The sequence below is a fragment of the Nonomuraea sp. NPDC050404 genome, assembly GCF_040655495.1.
GTDB lineage: Bacteria > Actinomycetota > Actinomycetes > Streptosporangiales > Streptosporangiaceae > Nonomuraea.
This window is the reverse complement of record NZ_JBFAKB010000045.1, coordinates 59,317-82,436: the sequence shown is the minus strand read 5'-3', so window position 1 is coordinate 82,436 and position 23,120 is coordinate 59,317. Positions and strand designations below refer to the sequence as shown.

Here is a 23,120-nt window from a genome sequence, read left to right as displayed (position 1 = left end):
ATATTAAGTTGCGACCGTAACGACCGGGACAGCAGAACGTCAACCACCGCAAACGAAGAGATTGCCTCTGGGATCTTCGGGAAACTTATTCTCGACCTGGATAGCATCCTTCATGGAGACTTCTCCGAAGAAGGGAGTGACTGGTCCGATGACTCCGGCGATCTTCGCGCTGTTGCTCGCGCTGCACAACGGCGAGCGGCACGGCTATGCCCTGATGGCCGAGGTCGAGGAGCTGACCGGCGGGGCCGTCACTCTCGGCGTGGCGACGCTGTACCGATCTCTGCGGCGCATGCGCGTCGATGGCCTGGTGGAGGAGATCGAGACGGAGAGCGTGGCGGCGGAGGAGCTGCGGGCGGACCGTCGCGCGGAACGCCGCCGCAGTTACCGGATCACGCCCGCGGGCCGCACCGTCGCCGCCGACGAGGCCCGGCGGCTGTCGGTCCTGGTGGACGCGGCGGCGCGCCTCGGCGTACTGACAGAAGGGAAGAGACCGTTGTGAGCCGCTGACGTCCGGCGGCCGTAAGCGGGTCGGCGCCGGTCCGCCGCTACTTCCGTTGGACCGGCGCCGCGTCACCGGCCCACCTCCGCTGGTTCACCGCCTTGGCTTCAGCCTGGACTCACCCAAGGCTCGCGCCCCTCGCATCACCGCACTCGACTCGGCGTCCGCCGGCGCCCGTCAAGAGGCCGGGAGCAGGCGCGGTACCGCTCGTACGTAGATCACCATGCCGATCACCTCGACCAGCGTCTGCGTCACGACGACCAGCGCGGCGACGGCCAGTGGGTCGGGCAGGGCCAGGGCCAGTGGGAGCACGACCAGGGAGTTGCGGGTCGCACCGGTGAACACGACCGCGCGGCCCTCCGGCGCGCCGAGGCGGAACAGGCGGGCGACGGCCAGCCCGGCGAAGGCCATCACCACCAGGAAGAGCACGTAGAACGGTACGACGCGGGCCACGCCCGCCAGGCCGTCGCCCAGCTTGGGCACCTGCGAGGCGACCACCGTCAGAAGGGTGAGGGCCATCAGCGGCACCATCGTGGTCCCCGCCGCGCCGGCCGCTCCGCGTCCCGCGGGCCGGCGCGCCGCCCAGAGCTGGGTGAGCCAGGCCAGGGCCAGCGGGATGACGATCAGGACGAGGAACGCCTCGGCGAACGGGCCCGGTCGTACGACGTCGGCCAGGCCCGAACCCATGAACAGGAACAGGAAGCCGGGCAGCAGGAGCATCTGGGCGAGCAGCAGCAGCGGGGTGGCCGCCAGCAGCCGCCTGCTGCTGCCGCCGGCCAGGCCGCTGAAGACGATCACGTAGTCGACGCACGGGGTCAGCAGCACCAGCAGCACGCCCAGCCTGATCGCCTGGTCCGCCGGCAGGAAGGCGAACATCGCGGCCACCACCAGCGGCACCACCGCGAAGTTGACCACCAGCGCGGCGGCCAGGAAGCGTCCCGCCCGCAGCGACCGGACCAGTTCGGCGGCCGGCACCTGGAGGAACGTCACGTACAGGAGGGCCGCCAGCACCGGGTTGATGGCGTGCTCCAGCGCGGTTCCCGCACCGGGCGCGGCCCAGCCGAGCAGGCCCCCGGCCGCCAGGGCCGCCACATAGATGGGCACCTGGTGGCGTTCCATGCTCGCCACCGCATCTGGTGTCATACGGTCGCGGGCTGGGCCAGCGGGGTGAACAACGCGCCGAGCCTGGCCACCTGCTGCGGGACGATCCAGTAATAAACCCAGGTGCCGCGCCGCTCGCCGCCGATCAGCCCGGCGGTGCGCAGAACCTTGAGGTGGTGGGAGATGGTGGGGGCGGTGAGGTCGAAGGCGTCGGTCAGGTCGCACACGCACGCCTCGCCGCCGGGGTGGGAGCCGATCATCGACAGCAGCCGCAGCCGTACGGGGTCGGCGACGGCCTTCAGCAGCGTGGCGAGGTCGGCGGCGTCGCTCTCGGAGAGCGGTTCGCGGGCGATCGGCGCGCAGCATGGCCCTGGCGTGGCGGTCATGAGGGCACCTCCTGGTTCGATATTCGTCTAAATCATAGGCGAAAGCTACAGCAGGGCGAGCAGTGCGGGGGCGGCGTTGATCGCGCCGTGGACGGTGAGGATGGGCCACATGAGCCGGTAGCGGGTCCACAGGTAGCCGAGGAACAGGCCCAGCACACCCTGGTTCACGAAGGCGGAGGCGAGATCGGCGCCCAGGTGGCCGGGGCCGCTGCCGCCGCCGCTGCCTTGGATGCCGACGTGCCAGGCCGCGAAGGCGAGGCCGGCCAGCACGATGGCGGGCCAGGGGCCGATGAGGCGTTCCCACCGGGTCTGGAGCCAGCGCCGGTAGAAGACCTCTTCGAGCAGGGCGTTGACGGCGAACACCGTGATCATGGTGATCAGGATCGTGACGAGGTCGAGCCCGGCGGTCCAGTCGCCGTACGGGCGCGCGAACGGGCCGAAGTGGGCCAGGACGAACCAGGCGGCGACCGGGAGGACCGGCGCCAAGCGGAGCAGGGCCGGTGCGCGGTCACGTACCACCACGGGCTTGCGATCGGCGGAGTCCGCGCGCGACAGCCGGAACAGCAGCAGGGGCAGGGCCACCAGGAGGAGGAGTTTCAGCAGCGTGTGGGCCGGTTCCGGATTGTGGCCGCCGGCTGTCACCAACCGCAGGGCCACGGCGAACAGTACGGCCGCCGCCAGCAGGACACCCGCCTGCAGGCGTAGTCCCCGTTTCACCGGGAGCCCGGCGGCGGGAGGTGGCGGTGCCGGTGTGAGCCGCGCGAGTGCCAGCCCGGCCAGAATCGGGATCCAGATGTGCCACATGGGCCTGGTGCCGGAGTGGTCGGCGGTGTAGCGGATCTCTCCGGCGGCGTTGAGTGCCAGCCACAGCGCCGACCCGGCGATCACGGCGAGACCGGCGATCAGCACTGCCCGGCCCGGTTTATTTATCACGGCTGTACTGTATAGGAAACCGTACAGCTGTGCTGTAATGGCGGGGTGCCGAAAGTCGTCGACCACCAGCAACGCCGCGACGAGCTCGTCCGCGCCGTCTGGGAGGTCATCAGCCGGGAGGGCATCGAGGGCGCCACGGTGCGCAGGGTCGCCCAGGCGGCAGGCGTCTCGGTCGGCGGGCTGCGGCACTACTTCGACAACCAGCAGGGCCTGCTCATCTTCGCCGCCCACGCGATCGGCAGGAGCGTCGCCGCGCGGGTCGCCGCCCATCTGGAGGCGGACCTGCCGGGCAGGGAGCGTGCCCAGCGCCTGCTCGAAGAGATGCTGCCGCTGGACGGCAACCGCCGGGTGGAGGTGGAGGTGTGGCTGGCCTGCCTGGTGCGCTCGCACGTCGATGAGTCGCTGGCGGAGCTGCGCGAGGCGGCCTGGGCGGGTGAGCGCTTCGTCTGCCGCCTGGCGGTCGCCTCCTGCCACGGGGTCCCGGCGCCCGGAGGGGTGGGGCGGCTGCTGGCCGACGCCGGGCTGGAGCGCCAGGCCGAGCGGCTGCACGTGTTCATGGACGGCCTGACGTTGCAGACGGCGAGCTTTCCCGGCCAGTTCACGCCCGAGACGATTCGCGCGTTCGTCCGGGAGGAGTTGCGCCTCCTGACGGATGAGTGAGGGCGGTGCATCGGCCCCGAGTGCGGTGAGTGAGGGCGGTGCTCAGCACCCAGCGCGATGAGTGAGGGCGGTGCTCAGCACCGAGCGCTGAGCACCGCCCTCAATAGTCTTTACTTGTCGGGGCGTTCGGTGACCCTGATGCCGTTGATCAGCGTCTTGCCCGCGCTGGCGACGAAGCGGACGTTGAGCTGGCCGTCGGTCACCTCGGTGGTGAAGGTACGCGAGTGGGCGGCGTACGTGCCCACCTTCAGCGCGACGTCCAGGTTGGGCAGCACCTCGACGTCCTCGACCAGGACGTCCTGGATGCGCTTGTTCGCCTTGATCGACTCGACCTCGGCGAAGCCCAGCTCGACGGTGTAGGTGCCGTTCGGCACGTTGTCGAAGCGGTACTCGTACATGCCCTGCCGGTTGTTGCGGTACACCGCCTGGTTGTCGGTGCCGGCGATGGTGCGGCCGGTGGACTTGGTGGAGGCGCGGCCGAGGTAGCCGGTGCCGGTGGTGGTGGAGTAGGCGCGGTCGGCGTACCAGGTGTCACCCGCCGAGTCCACGCTGGAGGTGTACGCGGCCGCGTCGATGGCCGCCTGGTAGGCCGGGACGACGACCTTGACCGGGATGCTGATCTTCGGCTGCCGGCCGCTCGCCGAGTCGACGACCAGGGTCGTCTCCAGGACCGAGCCGCGCGCGGCGGCGGAGGTGTCGATGCCGAGGGTCAGCTTGGTCGTGGCGCCGGTGGCCAGGTTCCCGGTGGCCGGGGTGACGGTCAGCCACGGGGTGGCGCCCGAGACGCTGAAGTCGGTGCCCAGGCCGGGGTTGCTGAGCTCCAGCGTCCTGGTCCTGGTCTGCGCGACCGGGACCACCGCTTCGAGGCTGCCGGCCGAGGCCGCGACCGCGCCGGTGCGCAGCGCGGCCGAGACCTCGCTCACCCCGGCGCCCGTCACGGTCACCGTCTTGGTCGCGGTCTCGTAGAACGGCGCCGCCACCTCGACCTGGTACGCCCCGGCCGGGTACTGGCCGGAGTAGGTGCCGTCGGCGAGGGTCGTCGCGGTGCCGACCACGGTCTCGCCCGACTTCACCGTCACCGTGGCGCCCGCTACGGCCTTGCCGTCGTTGGCGTCGGTGACCGCGCCGTACAGGATGCCGGTCGCGGTGGGCTTGAAGTCGATGCTCAGCCCGCTGGACAGGACGGGCTTGTTCAGCGAGTACTGGAAGGCGACCGTGCCGTTGTGGTTCTCCAGGCCGATGGTGGCCTCGGCGCCGGTCTCCTTGCTGACGTCCGGGTCGATGTCCTTGTAGCGGTAGCCGACCGAGCCGTCCTCGCCCAGCAGCACCTCGAAGGACAGGCGGGCCGTGCGCGGGGTGTAGAAGGCGACGTTGCGGTACTCCACCACGAACGTCCTGTGCGGGGCGGTGCCGGTGACGCCGGTGCGGACGGAGGCGTCCGCGTCCACGTACAGGTCGTCCCAGAGCGCGTAGAGCGCGGCGTTCGGCGTGGCGGTGGCGGGGATGGCGACGTTGGAGTTGCTCAGCGAGGTGCCGTTGAACACGATGCCGCCGTTGATGCCGATCCGCCCGGAGGTGTAGGAGTTGCCGTACAGGTTGAAGGTGAACGGCAGGGTGAAGGTGGCGGTGGTGCTGTCACCGGTCAGCGCCACCGGGTCGGTGCCCTCGACCCAGGGCTTGTCCCCGGCGGTGCAGGAGTAGCCGTAGGAGTCGAGGCGGTCGGGCAGGTCGACGTCCACGGTGAGGTCGGCGGTGAGCTCGATCTTCTTGACCGCTTCGGCGGCGCACTCGTCCGGCGAGCCGAACTGCACGCTGTAGTTGCCCTGCGGCAGCGTCAGGCTGTACTTGCCCTGGTCGTCGGTGGTCGCGGTGACCGGGGTGCCCGTCACCGTGACGGTGGCGGCGGCCGCGAGCCCGGCCCGGCTCCTGACCGTGCCGCTCACCTTGGCCGAGGGGGCGGCCGTCAGCGCCGCGTCCTTGGTGATCGTCTGGTCTTCGAGGATGGTCGCGGTCGTCGTCGCGTCCACGTACCCGAACTTGCTGATCTTGATCGTGTAGTCGCCCACGGACAGGTTCTTGGCCTGGTACGTGCCGTCGGCGCCGGTCACCGCGGTGCGCTTGATCGGCCCGTCGATGCTCAGCGTGGCGCCGGCCAGGGGCTCGCCGCCCGAGGTGACGGTGCCGGCCAGGATGCCGGTCGGGCCGTGCGGAGCCTGGGAGACGGCCGCGTAGGCGTCGAGCTTGCCCTGGCCCCAGATGTTGTTGTCGGTCGCCGTGCCACCGCAGGCCACGTTGTCGGTGTCGATGGCGGTCTGGTCGAGCAGCGCCCTGGTCTCGGCCAGGTTGCCGCGCAGCGCGGGCGAGTACGACCACATCAGCGCCACCGTGGCGCTGGTGTGCGGCGCCGCCATGGAGGTGCCGGTCTTGTTGCCGTAGCCGCCGCCGGGGATGGCCGAGCGCACGTTCACGGCGGGGGCGGACACGTCGGGCTTGATGTCGCCGTCGATGCCGGGGCCGCGCGAGGAGTTGTTGTACAGGTTGCCAGCGCTGTCAAAGCCGCCCGTGGCGTAACTCTGCTGGTAGACGCCGGGGCTGCCCGCGGTGCCGCAGGAGGGCCCCGCGTTGCCGATGGAGAAGGAGGGGAAGATCCCGGCGGCGACCCACGAGTCGACGATCTGGGTGTACCACAGGTCGACGACGTTGGCGCCCCACGAGTTGTTGACCACGTCGGGGGCCAGGTCGGGGCGGGGGTTCTGGCCGTTCGCGTCCGTGGGCGCGGCGATCCACTGGCCGGCGGCCAGCAGGTGGTCGCGGGCGCAGGACTGGCCGGCGCAGCCCTTGGTCGCGATCCACTTGGCGCCGGGCGCCACGCCGATCACGTTGTCGCCGTCCACGCCGACCATGGTGCCCATGGTGTGGGTGCCGTGGCTGTTGTTGTCACACGGGACGCCGCCGGTGCACGTGCCGCTGGGGTCGAAGAAGTTGTACGCGTGGCTGTAGCTGCCGTCCGCGTTCAGGCCCCGGTAGTTGTTCTTGACCGCCGGGTGGGTGTAGTCGACGCCGGTGTCGAGGTTGGCGACCACGATGCCCTCGCCCCTGACGTCCAGCTCCTCCCAGACCTTGGGGGCGTTGACGGCGCTGATGTTCCACTCGATGGCGTTGACCGAGGGCTCGTCCTTGCCCGGCTCGGGGTCCTCCAGCGCGATCTTGTCGTCGGCCTCGATGGCGGCGACCTCGGGCAGTTCGGCGATCCGCTCCAGCGTCGCGGTGTCGCCGATGACCTTGACCATGTTGACGATCCAGAACGACTCGTACTCGACCTGTGCCAGGTCGAGCAGCGAGATCAGGTTCTTCTGCGAGGACTCGGCCGTCTCCGTCTTGGCCTCGTAGACCGCCCTGCCCTTGGCGGCCTTGTCGCCGGCCTGCCGGGCGGTGATGAGGTTGGCCTGGTCCTTCATCCTGACCCAGTAGACGGCCTTGTCGTCCTTGGCGAGCTGCTGGAGTACCTCGGCCTCCGTCTTCTGCTGTACGGCCTCGGGCGGCTCGTCGTTCGCCAGCGCCGGTCCCCCGGCCAGGGGTAACGCCACGGCCGCGAGGATTCCGGCGACGGCCGTGCGCCATCGCCTGGTGCTTCGATCCACGATGCTCCTTCGGGTGTGCGAGGGGACTCGATGACCACGTGGGTAAGAGATCATCTGACAGCGATAGTCAGCCAAGTGAGTTTGCGGATCAACGGAATGCTCGTGACGTATCGGCGACATGACTGCAATACGTCGAAAATGTGTATAGGCGAGGATCCGGCTCGAAGGGAGGGATCGTTTGTTAGGCACCCATGGCCTTGACGACCTGGAGGAGAACGCCTACTTATCCCTTCTCCGCCTGCCCGCGAGGGATGAGAGGGAGCTCGCGGAGCGGCTGGAGCGCCCGGCCGCGGAAATTTCCGCGGCCATCGAGCGCCTGGTAAAGGAGGGATTCGTCCGGCAGGCGGGCGACCGGCTGCTGGCCGTGCAGCCGGACGTGGCCTTCGGGCCGGGGCTGCTGCGCCGGCACGGCGAGGTGCAGCGTATGCAGACGTTCATCGCCGCCCTCATGGAGGAGTACCGCGAGCGTTCCGCCCTGCGTGACACCCGGGAGGCGGTGGAGGTCGTGATCGGCGCCGCCGAGGTGCGGGCGCGCTGGCATCACCTGCAGCGTACGGCGCAGCGGGAGGTCAGGACCCTGGTCAAGCAGCCGCTCCTGGTCTCGGGCGAGAACCAGGCCCAGAAGGCGGCCATGGCCTCCGGTGTCGTGTTCAGGACGGTGTACGAGCGCGCCATGATCGACGAGCCCGGGGATCCGTACGAGCTGGGCTGGTCGCTGGCCAACGGCGAGTTGATGCGGATCGCCACTGACGTGCCGACCAAGCTGGTGATCCTGGACGAGCGGGCGGCGTTCATCCCGTCGATGTCGGCCAGCGCGGAACCGGCCGCGCTGCTGGTCACCTCGGGTGCCCTGCTGGACGTACTGACCTGGGTGTTCGAGACCGTGTGGGCAGGCGCGGTGCCGTTCCCCGCGACCTCGGACACGCTCAGCCCGCAGGATCAGCGGTTGTTGTCCCTGATCATCGCCGGGTACACCGACCTCGCGATCAGCAAGCAGTTCGGCCTCAGTCACAGGACCGTGCAGCGGCGGGTCAGCCAGCTCATCCGGCTGGCCGGGGTGGAGACCAGGCTCCAGCTCATCTGGCACGCGGCCAAGCACGACTGGCTCTGACGCTGTCACGCTGTGATGCTCTGACCGCCGCGCGGCTTCTTCGAGTAATGTCCGGTGATTGTGGAACATGAGAGTGAGAAACCGGGTGAATACCGGCAGGGCCGGTTCCGTACGCCGCCGGGGGCGGCCGAGATCCTGCTGGTCAGGCACGGCGAGTCCGAGCCCGCCCGTACCGGCCGGCCCTTCCCCCTGGTGGACGGCCAGGGGGATCCCGCCCTCGCGCCCGAGGGCCGCGAGCAGGCCGGGCGGGTGGCCCTGCGACTCGGCGCCGAGCCGATCGACGCGATCTACGTGAGCACGTTGCGGCGCACCTCGCAGACCGCCGCGCCGCTCGCCGCCCGGCTCGGCCTGACGCCCGTCGTGGAGCCCGCGCTGCGCGAGGTGCACCTCGGCGAGTGGGAGGGCGGCCTGTTCCGGCGCATGGTCGCCGAGGGCCATCCCGTCGCGCGGCAGTTGTCGGAGGAGGAGCGCTGGGACGTGATCCCGGGCGCGGAGCCCGCCGCGGCCTTCTCCGAGCGGGTACGCGGGGCGCTGGAGAAGCTGGCCGCCGCCCACCCCGACCAGCGGGTCGTCGTCGTGACCCATGGCGGCGTGATCGCCGAGGCGCTGGCGGCGGCCACCGGGTCGCGGCCGTTCGCGTTCCTCGGGGCGGACAACGCCTCGGTGTCGCACCTGGTGCTGACCGGCACCCGGTGGGTGCTGCGTCGTTTCAACGACACCGCGCACCTGACCGGCGCCTTCACCACCACCGCCGCCCTGCCCACCTGAGCCTTTTACCTCTCCCGGGAGGACTCGATCAGCAGCCGGTGCGGCTCCAGCAGGTCCTTGGGCAGGTCGTCAGGGGCGCACCAGCGGGCTTCGAGGATCTCCATGTCGTTGAGCCGCATCGTGCCGCCGCCGGCGTACTCGGCGGCGTAGGCGACCTCGATCCTGAGCCGGAAGCCGCTCCTGAGGTGCACCATCCTCCCCACCCGCACCTCAAGCCCGGTCTCCTCCCTCACCTCGCGCACGACGGTCTGCTCGAAGGTCTCGCCCCGCTTCGCGCCGCCGGTCGGCAGGCCCCACTGCCGGCCCTCGGGCCAGAACCGGTGGCGCAGCAGCAGCACGTTCCCGTCCCGGTCGCGTACCACGCCGGTCACCCCGACCATGAACTTGGCCTGCGACAGGTAGAGCAGCCGCCACTGCACCGACCCCCGGATGCCGCGCCAGATCCGGGCGATCAACCTCTTCACCTGGTGCCCTCCGTGTTCGGCGCAACCTCCGCCGGGGGAGGTGTACATACAGGACCTTACTGCCCCACCAACCCCCCTCACCCCCCGTGACACCTGAGAGGCGCGCCGCCATGAGTTCAGAGCGATCCCCGGGCGCGGCACCCGCCGTGGAGCGCCGGACGATCGACGTGATCCCCGACGCCGAGCGGCACGGCACGCCGCGCAGCCAGTTCACCCTCTGGTTCGGCGCGAACATGCAGATCACCGCGATCGTGGACGGCGCTCTCGCCGTCGTCTTCGGCGCCGACGCCCTCTGGGCGATCATCGCCCTGCTGATCGGAAACGTCCTGGGCGGCGTCGTGATGGCGCTGCACTCCGCGCAGGGGCCGCGCCTCGGCCTGCCCCAGATGATCTCCAGCCGGGCGCAGTTCGGCGTGTACGGCGCGGTCGTGCCGCTCGTCCTGGTCGTGCTGATGTACCTGGGCTTCGCCGCGACCGGCAGCGTCCTTGCCGGTCAGGCGCTCGGCCGGATCCTGGGCGTGCCCCCGACCGCCGGCATCCTGCTCTTCGGCGCGCTGACGGTGATGGTCGCGGTGACCGGCTACCGGCTGATCCACGCCGTGGGCCGGATCGCGACCGTGGTGGGCGTCCTGGGGCTGGGCTATCTGCTGATCGCCGTGTTCACCACGTACGACGTGGGCTCGGTCATCGGCGTCAAGCCGTTCGAGGCCCCGACGTTCCTGCTGGCCGTGGGGCTCGGCGCGGCCTGGCAGCTCACCTTCGGCCCGTACGTCGCGGACTACTCCCGCTACCTGCCGCGCCGCACCAGCGAGCGCGCCACGTTCTGGGGCACGTTCGCGGGCAGCGTGATCGGCTCGCAGTGGGCGATGACGCTGGGCGTGCTGATCGCGGCCGTCTCCGGCGACGCGTTCGTCGGCGACCAGGTCGGGTTCGTCGGTGAGCTGGCCGGGCCGGCCGCCGTCGCCCTGCTGATCTACATCGTGATCGTGGTCGGCAAGCTGACCGTCAACACCCTCAACGCCTACGGCGGCTTCATGTGCCTGCTGACGACCGTGACGGCGTTCAACGGCCGCTCGCGCGTCTCACCGGCGGTCCGCGCCCTCTACATCGTCGGTTTCACCGCCGTGTCGGTCGCGGTGGCGATCATGGCGAGCGCGGACTTCCTGAACAACTTCAAGAACTTCGTGCTCGTGCTGCTCATGGTGTTCACGCCGTGGAGCGCGATCAACCTCACCGACTACTACCTGGTCTCCAAGGAGCGGGTGGACATCCCCGCCCTGTACGACCCGGCGGGACGCTACGGCCGCTGGAACACGCCCGCGCTGGTCAGCTACGCCTTCGGCGTGGCGATCCAGATCCCGTTCCTGGCACAGAAGCTCTACACCGGGCCGATCACCGAGTTGCTCGGCGGCGCGGACATCTCCTGGATCGTCGGCCTGGCGGCGACGGCCGCGCTCTATTACCCGTGGGCCAGGCGCACCTCGCGCCCGCCCGCCGAAATGATCCACCCGTGAGGGCGTCCCCCCGCCGGCCACGCCCGGCGGGGGGACATCCCGGTCACCGCACTTCGCAGGCGGAGCTCTGGACGACGCACTGGCCGAAGTACTCGTGGCAGTTGGAGTAGATCTGGTACCACGAGTGCTTGGGCATCGAACCGCTGTACCCGCAGAAGCGGCACTCCGAGTACGGCGGGCAGTACGGGCTCGCCTCGGCGGTCATGCCCGGCACCAGCCTGGTCAGCAGGCGATCGCCCAGGGCCTCCATCAACTTGACCATCTCGGGTCTCCTTCCATCATCGGTGTCCCGTTTTCGGGAGCCTTGCCGGGCAGACGCGCGATCACCACGGCGACCACACGGTCGGTGGGAAAGCAGCCGGCCTGCCGGGAGTCGAAGCTGGCCGCGGCGTTGTCGCCGAGCAGCGCCACCCGGCCGGCGGGCACCCGCCCGCCCTCGCCCGAACCGGTCGGCGCCGGTTCGCCCGCCAGGGCGGCCACCCGTTTGATCAGCGGGGCGGCGGATGGGCGCGGGGGCCAGGTGAGCGTGTCGCGGTCGGGGCTCTCGGCCACCACCACGCGGCCGGTACGGATGCGGACGGCCGGGCGGCGGACGGCGAGCAGGCGGTCGCCGTCGCGATAGGCCGGGCGCATGCTGTCGCCGGCCACGGTGACGATCAGCAGGTGACGGCGCACCAGCCAAAGCAGCAGCCAGAGCACCGGCCCGAGCGCCGCCGCCGCGCGCACCCCGCGGGCCACCCGCGTCAGGAGGGATCTCATGTCGGCGCCACCGCCTCGTAGCCGCCGGCCTGGATGCGGAAGAGGCGGGCATAGTGCCCGTCGGCGGCCATCAGTTCGTCGTGGCGGCCCTGCTCCACCACGCGCCCCTCCGACAACACGACGATGAGGTCGGCCTCACGCACAGCGGAGAGCCGGTGGGAGATGAGCACGGACGTACGGCCCTCGCGCAGTTCCCGCAACCGCTGCTGGACCTCGTGCTCGGCCTCGGCGTCCAGGCCCGAGCCCGGCTCGTCGAGGATCATCAGGTCGCACCGGTTGCGCAGCAGCGCGCGGGCCAGGGCGACCCGCTGCCACTGCCCGCCGGACAGCAGCACCCCGGTCTCGGGGTCACCTTCGTCGTCGTGGTCGAGGAATGTCCTGGTCAGCAGCGTGTCGTAGCCCTTGGGCAGGGCGGAGAGGGTGTCGTGCAGGCGTACGGCGTCCGCGACAGCCGACAGCCGTGCCCTGTCGTCCAGGGCGGTGAGGTCGCCGAGCGCGATGTTCTCGCGGGCGGTGAGCTCGTAGTGCATGAAGTCCTGGAACACGGGGGCGATGCGTTCGCGCAGCGCGTCGGTCCGCAGGTCGCGGTAGTCGGCGCCGTCCCAGGTGAGCGTGCCGCGGCCGGGGTCGTAGAACCGGCACAGCAGCTTGACCAGGGTGCTCTTGCCCGCCCCGTTGAGGCCGACAAGCGCGACTGAGCGGCCGGCGGGGATGGTCAGGTTCACGCCGCGCAGAATCCAGGGGTGGCCGGGGCCGTACCTGAACCAGACGTCCCGCAGTTCGACGGCGGTCCGCAACTCCGGCACGTCCCGTGTGCCCGCGGGCAGGTCGGGCCGGGTGGTGACGACCGCGCGGTAGTGGTCGTAGAGGAGCAGCGACTGGTGGGCGAGGGCCGTGGTGCGTACGAGCTCCGTCAGCGCCATCTGGCAGCCCCCGACGGCCGCGACGAACACCGCGATGTCGCCCACGCCGAGCCTGCCCTGCCCGGCCGCGTGGATCGCCCAGACCAGCCCGCCGGCCACCACGACCGCGCCCAGCAGGGCCGGGATCCCCTGAACCCGCAGCTCACGCCGGTCCAGGCGGCGGGTGGCCGCGTGCACGCCCGCCAGTTCGCCGAGCATCCGTTCGCGCAGGAACCGGCCGAGCCCGAACAGGCGCACCTCCTGGGCGGCCCGCAGCCCGCTGAGCAGTTCGGCGTAGAAGGACTCGCGGCGGACGGACTGGATCGTGCTGCGGGCCAGCCGGGCGCGGGTCCTGCTGATCGACAGCTCGGCCCAGACCGCCGGGACCGCCGCCAGCGCCAGGACGGCGGCCATCCAGGGCGCGATGGCGATCAGCGAGCCTGCGAAGCCCGCCATGGTGAACAGCGCGCGGGCGGAGCCGAGGGCGGAGGTGACCATCTGCGCGGGCGCCTGCCGGCCCGACTGCTCGGCCAGCCGCAGCCGGTCCCTGAAGGCGGGGTCCTCCAGTCTGGCCAGGCCGGGGAGGCGGTTGAGCGCGTCGTACAGGGTGGCCTGGGCGCGCAGGGTGATCGTCCGCCGCAGTTCGTCCTGGGCGTACTGGGTGATCTGCGGCAGCACGGCGGTGACGAGGGTGGTGGCGGCCAGCCCCAGCGCGGCGGTGAGCAGCCCGTCCGTGCCACTCTGCGGCGCGCCCGTCAGCCGGTCGAAGGCCAGTTTGGTGAACCAGGCGGCGGCGACCGGGGCGATGCCCGACGCCACCGCTCCGGCGGCCTGCACGGCGACCATTCCCGGTGCCGCCCGCCACGCCAGCGCGGCCGCCCGCCCGGCATGTCCCGCCAGCACCCGCGCCACCGGCTCCGCGCCCTGACTGCCCCGGTCTCCACGCTGTGCGCCCTGCCCCACCCGATCTCCAGGTTCCGCGCCCCGCCTGCCCCGGTCTCCACGCTGTGCGCCCTGCCCTACCCGAGTTCCACGCTCCGCGCCCTGCTTCACCCGAGCTCCACGTTGTGCGCCACCACGGCGCCCTCGGGGTCGAGCCGGCAGGTGGCCGGGTAACCGCCGACGGCGAACGCCGTGGTCAGGGTGTCGCCGTGGCGTTCGGTGAAGACCCGGGCGACGGGGCGCAACTCGTCGATCATCTCCGCGGTCTCGCCGGGCTCGCCGACCACGATCGCGATCGTGCCCGCGTCGCGCGCTGCCAGCTCCGTGAACTTCGGCAGCCGCTGGGCGCACGCGGGACACGTCGTGGAGAAGAAGCCCACCAGCCCGGGGCCGAGGTCGGCGCGGGACAACTTCTCGCCGTCCACGTCCGCGGCCGTGAAGTCCTCCGGCCGCTCCCCCAGGCCCACCATGAGCGGCTTGAGGGCCGGGCGTTCGCCGCGCCGCGCCTCCTCCTGCGCCCGCAGGCGGCGGATCACGGCGAGCGTGAGCGCCAGGTTGAGCAATGCCACGAAAGCCACCAGCACCAGGGCGGCCACCACGAACTGCATGAATCCCCTACCGCGGCCCTCTCGCGAGCCGCTCACTGTCGTCTTCCATGAGGGGGCCGAAGAGTGCGGCGATGTCCTCGAATCGCAGCACGAGCGCGGCGCAGACCAGCGCCGCCACCCCCGAGAGCCCAGCCCCCGCCCAGCCCGGCACCACGCCCGGGTCCCCGAACAGCCCGGCCAGGGCCACCGCCGCCAGCAGCAGGTTGCGCACGGCGTGCGGGGTTCCGAGCGGCAGCCGCCGTCCCGCGCCCGCGCCGCCGCCGAAGCAGTTGCAGGGCACCCTGAGCCCGCGCCGCCCGGCCGTCACGGCGACCGCCGCGAACGCGCCCAGCAGCGCCGCCGCCAGGACGAGCCCGGCCGGATACCCCGGCGTGAGCAGCAGCCCGGCGGTGACGATCTCCGCGGACACCACGGCGGCCGCGATGGCGGGCGCCCAGCGGGCCGGGAGCGGGGCAAGGTCCCGGACGGAGGCGGCGAAGTCCCTGTACGCCCCCGCCCGGAGAACCTTCGAGAGCGACGAAGCCCCGAAGACAACCACGAGCAGCACCGGCGGGAACACCCGCAGAAACTCATCCATGATCACCTCCGATGGCGCCGACGACGCACCACCATGCCCGCCCGGCTTGGTGTCGGGTTGGTCTTCTGGTGGTTCCCCTGCCCGAGCGGCGATCAGCCCCAGGCCCAGGCATGGTCCTCCTGCCCGGGCGGCAATCGGCCCCAGGTCCACGCATAGTCGTCCTGCCCGGGCGGCAGCCGGACCCAGGTCCGCGCATGGTTTCCCTGCCCGGGCGGCAGCAGGACCCAGGTTCGCGCCCCATCGGGGCCCGCGCATGCCCGGCGCCGTGCGGGCCTGGTCGTGGCGTGCCGCCGACCGCTCGCTAGCATCCGTACTCGATCGACCCCGAAAGGCGCACGTATGAGCGAGCACCCCCTGTGGCCCACGACCGGCGAGGCCACCATCACCGCCTTCCCCGTCGCGGCGAGCGACGGGCCGGCCCCGGCCGTCCTGGTGTTCCCCGGCGGCGCCTACCACCACCTGGCCGATCACGAGGGCGCCCCGGTCGCGCGATGGCTCAACTCGCTCGGCGTCGCGGCGTTCGTCGTCCGCTACCGGATCGCCCCGCACCGCCACCCGCTGCCCCTCCTCGACGCCGCGAGGGCGGTGCGCTGGGTACGCCACCACGCCGCCACCACCCACGTGGACCCGGCCCGCGTCGGGGTGCTCGGCTTCTCGGCGGGCGGCCATCTGGCGGGGCTGCTGGCCACCGAGCCGGGCCCGATGCTCGCGGAGGGCCCGCGCGACGCCATCGACGAGGCCGACCCGCGCCCGGGACTCGCCGTGCTCTGCTACCCCGTCACCACGTTCACCGGCCCGTCCGCGCACCGGGGATCCGCCGTCAACCTGCTGGGCGAGGACGCCCCCGAGTCCGTACGCGCCCGGCTCTCGCTCCCGGACCGCGCGGGACCCGCCACGCCGCCCATGTTCCTGTGGCACACCGCCGACGACGAGGGCGTCTCCGTCGAGGACACCCTCCTGCTCTCCCAGGCGCTCGCCCGGCACGGCGTCCCGCAGGAGGTGCACGTCTATCCCAGCGGCCGGCACGGCCTCGGGCTGGCCGCGGACGATCCCGTGGCCGGCGACTGGACCCGGCGCTGCGCCGTTTTCCTGCGCGGGCGGGGATGGTAAGCCCCAACGAATTCATTTCAAAAATCGTGAAAGCGTGACGGAATCCCGGCCGGATATTCGTGCTGTAGGGTGACGTCCCATCATGATTGACAGCACAAAACGCATTATGGTAATAACAGTGGCGGCCGTCGCATTGTCCGGATGCGGACTGCCCGCCGAAATGCTCGGTAAAAAGCCGGAACAGCCGCCGACCACCACCCCGCGGGAGCAGCGGGAAGAGGCTCCAAAAGATTCCATGGCGGACCATTTCGAGCGTGTCCGCGCGGCAGACCCGTGCGACCTGGTGCCGCACCGGTCACTGAAGAAGTACGGCCCCGAACAGCTCACCGTGCGCGGGTCCGGCATGACCGAATGCCAATATCTCACCGGTTACTCCGACCCGGCCAAGAGCGTCTACAGCTTCAAGATCGACCTGCACGGGAGTTTCTCGGCGCGCGACGCCGAGGACGCCACGGAAGAGCGGCTCGGCGGCCGGAAGATCTACCGAGAGGAGTACTCCACGGACCAGGAGAGCCACCGGAGCTGCCACTACAAGGTGCCCTACGAGGGCGTGGAGGGCAGCGCCCTGGCCCTCGACGTGGTGCAGACGCCGCCGCGCGGCCTGGAGCGCAGGCCGTGGCCGCAACGTTGCACCGCCGCCAAGGAGTACCTGGCCAAGGTGATGGACGGCGCGCTCGGCCTGCCGCCGCGCCGGGGCAGGGCCGTGGGGGTGCTCGGCAAAGACCCTTGTGCGCGCAAGGACGCCCTGGTCAAGGCCCTGGGCTCGGCGTACCGGCCGACGGATACGGCCTACAGCGGGCCGTACGCGTGCGACCTGACGCTGGAGAACCGGAGCAAGAACCAGAAGCTGACGGTCGCCGTCTCCTTCGCCTTCCACGTACGGCAGCGTCCCGGCTCGCAGAGCCGGCAGTTCAAGAGCAAGCAGACGACCATCGACGGCCTGTACGCCGTGCGCAGCACGAAGGAACTGGGCCTCACCCGCACCTGCGCCGACGCCGTGGAGTTGCGCCGCGCCACCAACAGCAGGAAGAACGACGCCCATTACGTGAGCGTGCACCTGTCCAGCGCCAAGCTGGAGCTCAAGGACGAGGACGACGACTTCGGCGCGCCGCCCGTGTCGTGCGCGGTCACCGACGAGCTGACGAAGATCGTCCTGGCCGGAGTCCGCTAGTGGCTTGACGGTTACATGGGTCTTGCTTGACCGTCAGCATTCCTCACTCCCAGGAGACTCTACCGACAGTATCCATATGACTACTTTTAGTAGCGACTGCCTGCCGATCTCCGGAGGAAATATGCCCACGGAGCCGACGGAAGCCCGGCTCAGCCTGGACACCAGGGCCGCGCGCAACCTGGCCACCACCACCAAGACCCGTCCGCAGATGCAGGCCATCACCTCCCGCTGGCTGCTGCGCATGTTGCCATGGGTCGACGTGGGCGGCGGGACGTACCGGGTGAACCAGCGGCTGACGCACCGGATCCGACCGGGGCGCGTCACCGTCGAGCGGGCTGGGGCGGACCCGCGGATCGTGCCGGAGACCCTGACGGGGATCCCCGCGCTGCGCGGCTTCGGCGACGCGGCCGTGCTGGCGGAGATCGCAGGCGCGTTCACCGTGCGTGAGGTGAGGGCCGGCGACGTCGTGGCCGAGGCCGGCATGCCGGTCGCGCAGACCAGCGTGATCGCGCACGGCCGCCTGGAGCGCGTGGCGGAGGGTCCGTACGGTGAGCCGCAGTTCCTCGGCATCCTCGCCGCGGGCGACCCGCTGGGCGATGAGGCGCTCAGCGGGGACGACCCCGTCTGGCCGTGCACGTACCGGGCCACCACCGCCTGCACGCTGCTGTTCGCCCCGCGCGACGAGTTGCGGCGCATCACCGAGCGGTCCGCGGCCCTGCGCGAGCACCTGGCCGGCTACCGGGCGGGCCTGCGCAAACCGGTCAACCGGCGCGGCGAAGCTGAGGTCGGCATCTCGGCGGGGCACACCGGCGAGCCGGTCATCGACTCCTCGTTCGTGGACTACGAGCAGCACCCCCGCGAGTACGAGCTGAGCGTCGCCCAGACGATCATGCGCGTGCACACCCGGGTGGCCGACCTCTACAACGACCCGATGAACCAGATCGAGGAGCAGCTCCGCCTGACCATCCACGAGGTGCGCGAGCGCCAGGAGTGGGAGATGTTGCACAACCCCGAGTTCGGGCTGCTCCACAACACCGACTACGACCAGCGGACCTACACCTGGTCGGGCCCGCCAACCCCGGACGACCTCGACGACCTGATCAGCATGCGCCGCAAGACCCGGTTCCTGCTGGCCCACCCCAAGGCGATCGCGGCGTTCTTCCGCGAGTGCAACAAGCGCGGGCTGGTGCCGGGCAGCACCGAGGTGAACGGCCACGAGGTGCCCGCCTGGCGGGGCATCCCGATCTTCCCCTGCGGCAAGCTGCCGATCTCGGAGCGGCGCACCACCTCGATCCTGGCCATGCGCATCGGCGAGGAGAACCAGGGCGTCGTCGGCCTCTACCAGACGGGCATCCCGGAGGAGTACGAGCCGGGGCTCAACGTGCGCTTCATGGGCATCGACTCCAAGGCCGTGATGTCGTACCTGGTCAGCGCCTACTACTCGGCGGCGGTGCTGGTGCCGGACGCGGTCGGGATCCTGGAGGACGTAGACATCGCCACCCCGCGCTCCTGACCCGCCGATCTTTGAGGAAGAGGCGCGACATGCCGGACTTTGCCCCCTTCGACATCTCCGCGGTGCCGGTGCCGTCCGGCCCGACGGGGCTCGGTGCGCACACCCTCAGCCTGCGCTCGGCGCTGCGGCCGTGCCGGCCCCGGTTCGAGGAGGGAGACGGGCACGAGCCCGGCCCCGGCTCCGCGACGCCGTCGGCCGCCTTCAGCCTGGCCTCGCTGGGTTACCGGGAGCGGGAGTGGGGCGACGGCAGCTACCCGCCGCTCTACTGCCCCGAGACGGCCCGGGTGGACGACGACCTCGGCGCGGAGGTCGATCGGCGGCTGGTGGCGTGGGCGGAGCGGGTCGGCATCCACGAGGGGCGGATGGAGGAGTTCGCCTCCACCGGGTACGGCCGGCTGGCCATGCTCACCCACGCCGACAGCGACGACCCCGACATGCTGCTGATCGCCGCGCAGATGAACGCCGCGTGGTGGGCGGCCGACGACTACTACGCCGACGAGACCGACCTCGGCGCCACGCCCACCGAGTTGCCGCCCCGGCTCGCCCTGGTCATGTCGGCCATGGACCCGCCGCCGGACGCCGGCGACTACACCAGGCAACTTGAGGAGCACATCAGGGCCGACCCCGTCCTGGTCTCGCTCCGCTCGGCCACCAGCCACGTGGCCCGCCACTCCACGCCGGCGCAGGTCATGCGCATCTGCAACATCACGAGCCAGATGTACGTGAGCTGGGCCGCCTACGGCGCCTGGCGTTACCTCAACACCCCGCCGCCCGTCTGGCGCTACCTGGCCGCCCGCCAGCACGACAGCTTCTACACCTCCATGACGCTCATCGACATCGTCGGCGGCTACGCGCTGCCCCCCGACCTGTTCGCGGAGCGGCGCTTCCACACCGCGCTCATGCAGGCGGGCACCGCGAGCGTGCTGGTCAACGACCTGTACTCGGCGGCCAAGGAGGCCGCCGACGAACTGCCCGACTCCAACGTGGTCCTGCTCATCGCCGCCGAGGAGGGCTGCTCCACGAGCGAGGCCACCGAGCGCACGGTCCATCTTCACAACCAGTTCGTACGCGGCTTCGAACAGAGTCAGCGCGCCCTGTCCGCCCTGCCCTCCCCCGAGCTCAAACGCTTCCTGCGCGGCGCGCAGGCGTGGATGGCCGGCGGGATCGAATGGCACGGCAGCAGCACCCGCTACCAGTCTTGACGACCCCGCAGGCAACCGAGAAGGAGTCCATGGTGACCATGACACCCAACGCCCCCGTGTTGACCACCCTCTACCAGCAGTCCGTGGCCGACTATTGGAACACCGAGGAAAACCCCGTCAACCTGCGGCTCGGCGAGGTGGACGGCCTCTACCACCACCACTACGGCATCGGCGAGGTGGACTGGTCGGTCCTGGACGCGCCCGCCGAGACCAGGGAGAAACGCGTCGTCGGCGAGCTGCACCGGCTGGAGAGCGTGCAGGCGGAGACGCTCATCGCCCACCTCGGCCAGTTGCGCCCCGAGCACCGCCTGCTGGACGCGGGCTCGGGCCGCGGCGGCTCCAGCCTGCTGGCCAACGTCCGTCACGGCTGCCAGGTGGATGGCGTGTCCATCTCCGAGTCCCAGGTCGCCTTCGCCAACCGGCAGGCCAAGGAACGCGGCGTGGACGACAAGGTGCGCTTCCACTTCCGCAACATGCTCGACACCGGCTTCGAGACCGGCTCCCTCCAGGCGTCCTGGAACAACGAGAGCACCATGTACGTCGAGCTCGGGCTGCTGTTCGCCGAGCACGCCAGGCTGCTGCGCCGCGGCGGGCGTTACGTGTGCATCACCGGCTGCTACAACGACGCCTACGGGCTGCCGTCGCGGGCCATCAGCCAGATCAACGCCCACTACATCTGCGACATCCATCCGCGCAGCACCTACTTCAAGGAGCTGGCCGCCAACCGTCTCGTGCCGGTCAGCGTGGTGGACCTCACGGCCGCCACCATCCCGTACTGGGAGTTGCGCGCCAGGACCCATCTGGCCACGGGTATCGAGGAGTCGTTCCTGGAGGCGTACAAGAGCGGCAGCTTCCAGTACCTGCTGATCGCCGCCGACCGCGTCTGACGTCCCCGGCGGCCACCCCCTCCGGCCGCCCGCCCGTCACTCGTCCTCGCCCGGCAGCCCCGCCCTCTCGGCAGGTCGGGGACGAGCGGAGATCCGCACGGCCCGGCGCGCGGACGGCTCACGTCCGGGGAGCGTCCCGGCCGGGACGCGGTGCGCGGGCAGGAACGCCGCGATCGCGATGGCGACCAGCGACGCGCCGCCGCCGATCGCCATGACCAGGCGGAAGCCGTCCAGCGTGGGCAGGCCGGCCGCGTTGGTCAGGTTGGCCAGGATGACGCCGGCCACGGCGCTGGAGATCGAGGTGCCGATGGCGCGCATCAGCGTGTTGAGGCTGTTGGCCGCGGCCGTCTCGCCAATTGGCACGGCGGACATGATGAGCGCGGGCATGGCCCCGTACGCCAGCCCGATACCGGCGCCGATCACCGAGGAGACGAACACGAGCTGCCACAGGGCCGACATCATCAGCACGCCCAGCCCGTAGCCGGCGGCGACCACCAGGGCGCCGGCCATCAGCGTCACCTTGGGGCCGCGAGCGCGCGAGATGCGCGCCGACACCGGCGACATGGCCATCATCACCAGCCCCGACGGCGCCAGCGTCAGGCCGACGCCGAGCATCGTCGTCCCCAGCCCGTAGCCGGTGGACCGGGGCAGTTGCAGCAGTTGCGGCAGCACCATCGTCATGGCGAACATGCCGAACCCGAACACCGCCGAGGCGAGGTTGGTCAGCAGCACCTGACGGCGGGCGCTGGTGCGCAGGTCCACCAGCGGCTCCCCGGTACGCAGCTCCCACCAGCCCCACAGGCCGAGCAGGATCGCCGACGTGCCGAGCAGGCCCGCCGTGACCTGGCCGCCCCAGTCGACGCCCTTGGAGACGGCCAGCAGCAGGCAGGACAGTCCCGCCGACAACCCGGCCGCCCCGACGACGTCGAAGCGCCCGCCGCCGCGCACCTGCGACTCCGGCACGACCGCCAGGACCAGCGCCATGGCCAGGACGCCGAACCCGGCCGCCGTCCAGAACAGCAGGTGCCAGTCGGCGCGCTCGGCCACCAGGGCGGCGGCGGGCAGGCCGAGCGCGCCGCCCACGCCCAGCGAGGCGCTCATCAGGGCGGTCGCCGAGCCGAGCCGGTCGGCCGGCAGCACGTCGCGCATGACGCTGATGCCCAGCGGGATGACGCCCATGGCCAGGCCCTGCAGCGACCTGCCGACGACCATGGGGGCCAGCGTGCCGGAGAGCGCGCCGATGAACGAGCCGAGCACCAGGAGGGCCAGGCCGATCAGGAGCATGCGCCGCTTGCCGTACATGTCGCCCAGCCGGCCCACCACCGGCGTCGCGACGGCCCCCGTGAGCAGGGTGGCCGTGATCGCCCAGGTGGCGTCGGACGGCGTGGCGTGCAGCAGCCGGGGCAGTTGCGGGATCAGCGGGATCATCATGGTCTGCATCAGCGCGACGACGATCCCGGCGAAGGCCAGGATCGCCACCACCGCCTGCGGCGCGCCGCGGACTTTCATCGGCATAAGGGAAGCCTCAGCCGGATGATCTCGGACGTCAACGTCGAAATCGGGTTGCGGAAGTCGTGCCCCGGCGCCAAGGATCTTGTCACGTGACGACTTCTTCTGGCGTGTCCCGCCCGCTGGCGCTGGTGACCGGGGTCGGCCGTACGGTCGGCATCGGCGCGGGCATCGCCCACCGCCTGGCCTCGACCGGCTGGGATGTCGCCTTCACGTTCTGGAACCCGTACGACCGGCGGATGGACTGGGGCGTCGAGCAGGGGGCGACCGACGCCATCACCGCGGAGCTGACCGGGCGGGGCGCGGCCGTCGCCGCGGTCGAGGCCGACCTGACCGACCCCGCCGCTCCCGCGCGGATCTTCGAGGAGGTGGAACGGCGGCTCGGCATGGTCACGGCGCTGGTGATGTGCCACTGCGAGTCGGTCGACTCCGGGCTGCTCGACACCAGCGTCGAGAGCTTCGACCGGCATTTCGCGGTCAACGCGCGGGCCACGTGGCTGCTGATCCGCGAGTACGGCCGCCGCTTCGCCGGCGAGCGCGGAACCGGCCGGATCATCGCCCTCACCAGCGACCACACCGTCGGCAACCTGCCCTACGGCGCGAGCAAGGGCGCCCTGGACCGGATCACCCAGGCCGCCGCGCACGAGCTCGCCCACCTCGGCGTCACCGCCAACGTGATCAACCCCGGCCCGGTGGACACCGGCTGGATGAGCGGCGAGTTGCGGGAGCGGATGGTGGCCCAGACGCCGCTCGGCCGCCTCGGCACGCCGCGGGACACCGCCGACCTCGCGGCCTTCCTGTGCTCGCCGGAAGGCGGGTGGATCAACGGGCAACTCCTCAAGAGCAACGGAGGTCTGGGCTGA

The 23,120-nt window shown here is 71.2% G+C and carries 22 protein-coding genes; 11 read left to right on the top strand and 11 right to left on the bottom strand.

Going from position 1 to position 23,120, the window contains the following annotated elements:
- Window positions 1-148: 148 nt before the first annotated feature.
- Window positions 149-499, top strand: coding sequence for a helix-turn-helix transcriptional regulator (locus AB0I81_RS59790; protein WP_360678568.1), 351 nt, complete (start codon window positions 149-151; stop codon window positions 497-499).
- Window positions 500-676: 177 nt separating this feature from the next.
- On the opposite strand, the gene AB0I81_RS59785 is transcribed toward AB0I81_RS59790, so the two are convergent.
- The 3 genes from AB0I81_RS59785 to AB0I81_RS59775 are packed head-to-tail and all read right to left on the bottom strand — an operon-like array spanning window position 677 to window position 2,919.
- Complete coding sequence (locus AB0I81_RS59785) at window positions 677-1,618, bottom strand: bile acid:sodium symporter (protein WP_360678566.1); 942 nt, start codon at window positions 1,616-1,618, stop codon at window positions 677-679.
- A gap of 20 nt (window positions 1,619-1,638) precedes the next feature.
- Window positions 1,639-1,986: a metalloregulator ArsR/SmtB family transcription factor gene (locus tag AB0I81_RS59780; protein ID WP_360678564.1), complete on the bottom strand. Its 348-nt coding sequence runs from the start codon at window positions 1,984-1,986 to the stop codon at window positions 1,639-1,641.
- Between the two features lie 45 nt (window positions 1,987-2,031).
- Entirely contained in the window at window positions 2,032-2,919 is an 888-nt protein-coding gene (locus AB0I81_RS59775) for a CPBP family intramembrane glutamic endopeptidase (RefSeq protein ID WP_360678562.1), read from the bottom strand.
- A 45-nt stretch (window positions 2,920-2,964) separates the two neighbouring features.
- On the opposite strand from AB0I81_RS59775, the gene AB0I81_RS59770 reads away from it, so the two are divergent.
- Window positions 2,965-3,579, top strand: coding sequence for a TetR/AcrR family transcriptional regulator (locus AB0I81_RS59770; RefSeq protein WP_360678561.1), 615 nt, complete (start codon window positions 2,965-2,967; stop codon window positions 3,577-3,579).
- A 110-nt stretch (window positions 3,580-3,689) separates the two neighbouring features.
- Here AB0I81_RS59770 and AB0I81_RS59765 read toward each other — a convergent pair whose 3' ends face one another.
- A complete protein-coding gene (locus AB0I81_RS59765) occupies window positions 3,690-7,220 on the bottom strand; it encodes a S8 family serine peptidase (protein WP_360678559.1) in 3,531 nt (1,176 codons plus the stop codon).
- A 178-nt stretch (window positions 7,221-7,398) separates the two neighbouring features.
- Between AB0I81_RS59765 and AB0I81_RS59760 the strand changes: the two genes are divergently transcribed.
- Both AB0I81_RS59760 and AB0I81_RS59755 read left to right on the top strand, forming a co-directional pair.
- The gene (locus AB0I81_RS59760; RefSeq protein WP_360678557.1) at window positions 7,399-8,331 is read left to right on the top strand and encodes a helix-turn-helix domain-containing protein; all 933 of its coding nucleotides are present in this window, start codon (window positions 7,399-7,401) and stop codon (window positions 8,329-8,331) included.
- Between the two features lie 60 nt (window positions 8,332-8,391).
- On the top strand, window positions 8,392-9,099 hold the full coding sequence (locus AB0I81_RS59755; protein WP_360678555.1) for a histidine phosphatase family protein: 708 nt from the start codon (window positions 8,392-8,394) through the stop codon (window positions 9,097-9,099).
- A gap of 5 nt (window positions 9,100-9,104) precedes the next feature.
- Here AB0I81_RS59755 and AB0I81_RS59750 read toward each other — a convergent pair whose 3' ends face one another.
- A complete protein-coding gene (locus AB0I81_RS59750; protein WP_360678553.1) occupies window positions 9,105-9,563 on the bottom strand; it encodes an NUDIX domain-containing protein in 459 nt (152 codons plus the stop codon).
- Between the two features lie 110 nt (window positions 9,564-9,673).
- Between AB0I81_RS59750 and AB0I81_RS59745 the strand changes: the two genes are divergently transcribed.
- Complete coding sequence (locus AB0I81_RS59745) at window positions 9,674-11,077, top strand: cytosine permease (protein ID WP_360678551.1); 1,404 nt, start codon at window positions 9,674-9,676, stop codon at window positions 11,075-11,077.
- A 43-nt stretch (window positions 11,078-11,120) separates the two neighbouring features.
- On the opposite strand, the gene AB0I81_RS59740 is transcribed toward AB0I81_RS59745, so the two are convergent.
- The 5 genes from AB0I81_RS59740 to AB0I81_RS59720 all read right to left on the bottom strand — a co-directional run bounded on the left by AB0I81_RS59740 (window position 11,121) and on the right by AB0I81_RS59720 (window position 14,865).
- Entirely contained in the window at window positions 11,121-11,339 is a 219-nt protein-coding gene (locus AB0I81_RS59740) for a hypothetical protein (RefSeq protein ID WP_360678550.1), read from the bottom strand.
- A complete protein-coding gene (locus AB0I81_RS59735; protein ID WP_360678548.1) occupies window positions 11,327-11,836 on the bottom strand; it encodes a S24/S26 family peptidase in 510 nt (169 codons plus the stop codon). The genes AB0I81_RS59740 and AB0I81_RS59735 overlap by 13 nt, the downstream gene beginning before the upstream one ends.
- Window positions 11,833-13,701 (bottom strand): ABC transporter ATP-binding protein, encoded by a 1,869-nt coding sequence (locus tag AB0I81_RS59730; RefSeq protein WP_360678546.1) that lies wholly within the window; start codon window positions 13,699-13,701, stop codon window positions 11,833-11,835. The genes AB0I81_RS59735 and AB0I81_RS59730 overlap by 4 nt, the downstream gene beginning before the upstream one ends.
- 86 nt (window positions 13,702-13,787) lie before the next feature.
- Window positions 13,788-14,288, bottom strand: a complete 501-nt coding sequence (locus AB0I81_RS59725) for a TlpA disulfide reductase family protein (RefSeq protein ID WP_360678544.1) — start codon at window positions 14,286-14,288, stop codon at window positions 13,788-13,790.
- Between the two features lie 7 nt (window positions 14,289-14,295).
- Window positions 14,296-14,865, bottom strand: a complete 570-nt coding sequence (locus AB0I81_RS59720) for a MauE/DoxX family redox-associated membrane protein (protein ID WP_360678542.1) — start codon at window positions 14,863-14,865, stop codon at window positions 14,296-14,298.
- 339 nt (window positions 14,866-15,204) lie between these two features.
- Between AB0I81_RS59720 and AB0I81_RS59715 the strand changes: the two genes are divergently transcribed.
- From AB0I81_RS59715 to AB0I81_RS59695, 5 genes are all read left to right on the top strand, one after another.
- Window positions 15,205-15,975: an alpha/beta hydrolase gene (locus AB0I81_RS59715; RefSeq protein ID WP_360678540.1), complete on the top strand. Its 771-nt coding sequence runs from the start codon at window positions 15,205-15,207 to the stop codon at window positions 15,973-15,975.
- A 235-nt stretch (window positions 15,976-16,210) separates the two neighbouring features.
- Window positions 16,211-17,146: a hypothetical protein gene (locus AB0I81_RS59710; RefSeq protein WP_360678538.1), complete on the top strand. Its 936-nt coding sequence runs from the start codon at window positions 16,211-16,213 to the stop codon at window positions 17,144-17,146.
- A gap of 121 nt (window positions 17,147-17,267) precedes the next feature.
- Window positions 17,268-18,659, top strand: coding sequence for a family 2B encapsulin nanocompartment shell protein (locus tag AB0I81_RS59705; RefSeq protein ID WP_360678584.1), 1,392 nt, complete (start codon window positions 17,268-17,270; stop codon window positions 18,657-18,659).
- Window positions 18,660-18,688: 29 nt separating this feature from the next.
- Window positions 18,689-19,861 carry a family 2 encapsulin nanocompartment cargo protein terpene cyclase gene (locus tag AB0I81_RS59700; RefSeq protein ID WP_360678536.1) on the top strand — a complete coding sequence of 391 codons (1,173 nt, stop codon included), beginning with the start codon at window positions 18,689-18,691 and terminating at the stop codon, window positions 19,859-19,861.
- Window positions 19,862-19,890: 29 nt separating this feature from the next.
- A complete protein-coding gene (locus tag AB0I81_RS59695) occupies window positions 19,891-20,748 on the top strand; it encodes a geranyl diphosphate 2-C-methyltransferase (protein ID WP_360678534.1) in 858 nt (285 codons plus the stop codon).
- Between the two features lie 36 nt (window positions 20,749-20,784).
- On the opposite strand, the gene AB0I81_RS59690 is transcribed toward AB0I81_RS59695, so the two are convergent.
- The gene (locus AB0I81_RS59690) at window positions 20,785-22,263 is read right to left on the bottom strand and encodes an MFS transporter (protein WP_360678532.1); all 1,479 of its coding nucleotides are present in this window, start codon (window positions 22,261-22,263) and stop codon (window positions 20,785-20,787) included.
- Window positions 22,264-22,349: 86 nt separating this feature from the next.
- Here AB0I81_RS59690 and AB0I81_RS59685 point away from each other — a divergent pair, with 86 nt between their 5' ends.
- Complete coding sequence (locus AB0I81_RS59685) at window positions 22,350-23,120, top strand: SDR family oxidoreductase (RefSeq protein ID WP_360678530.1); 771 nt, start codon at window positions 22,350-22,352, stop codon at window positions 23,118-23,120.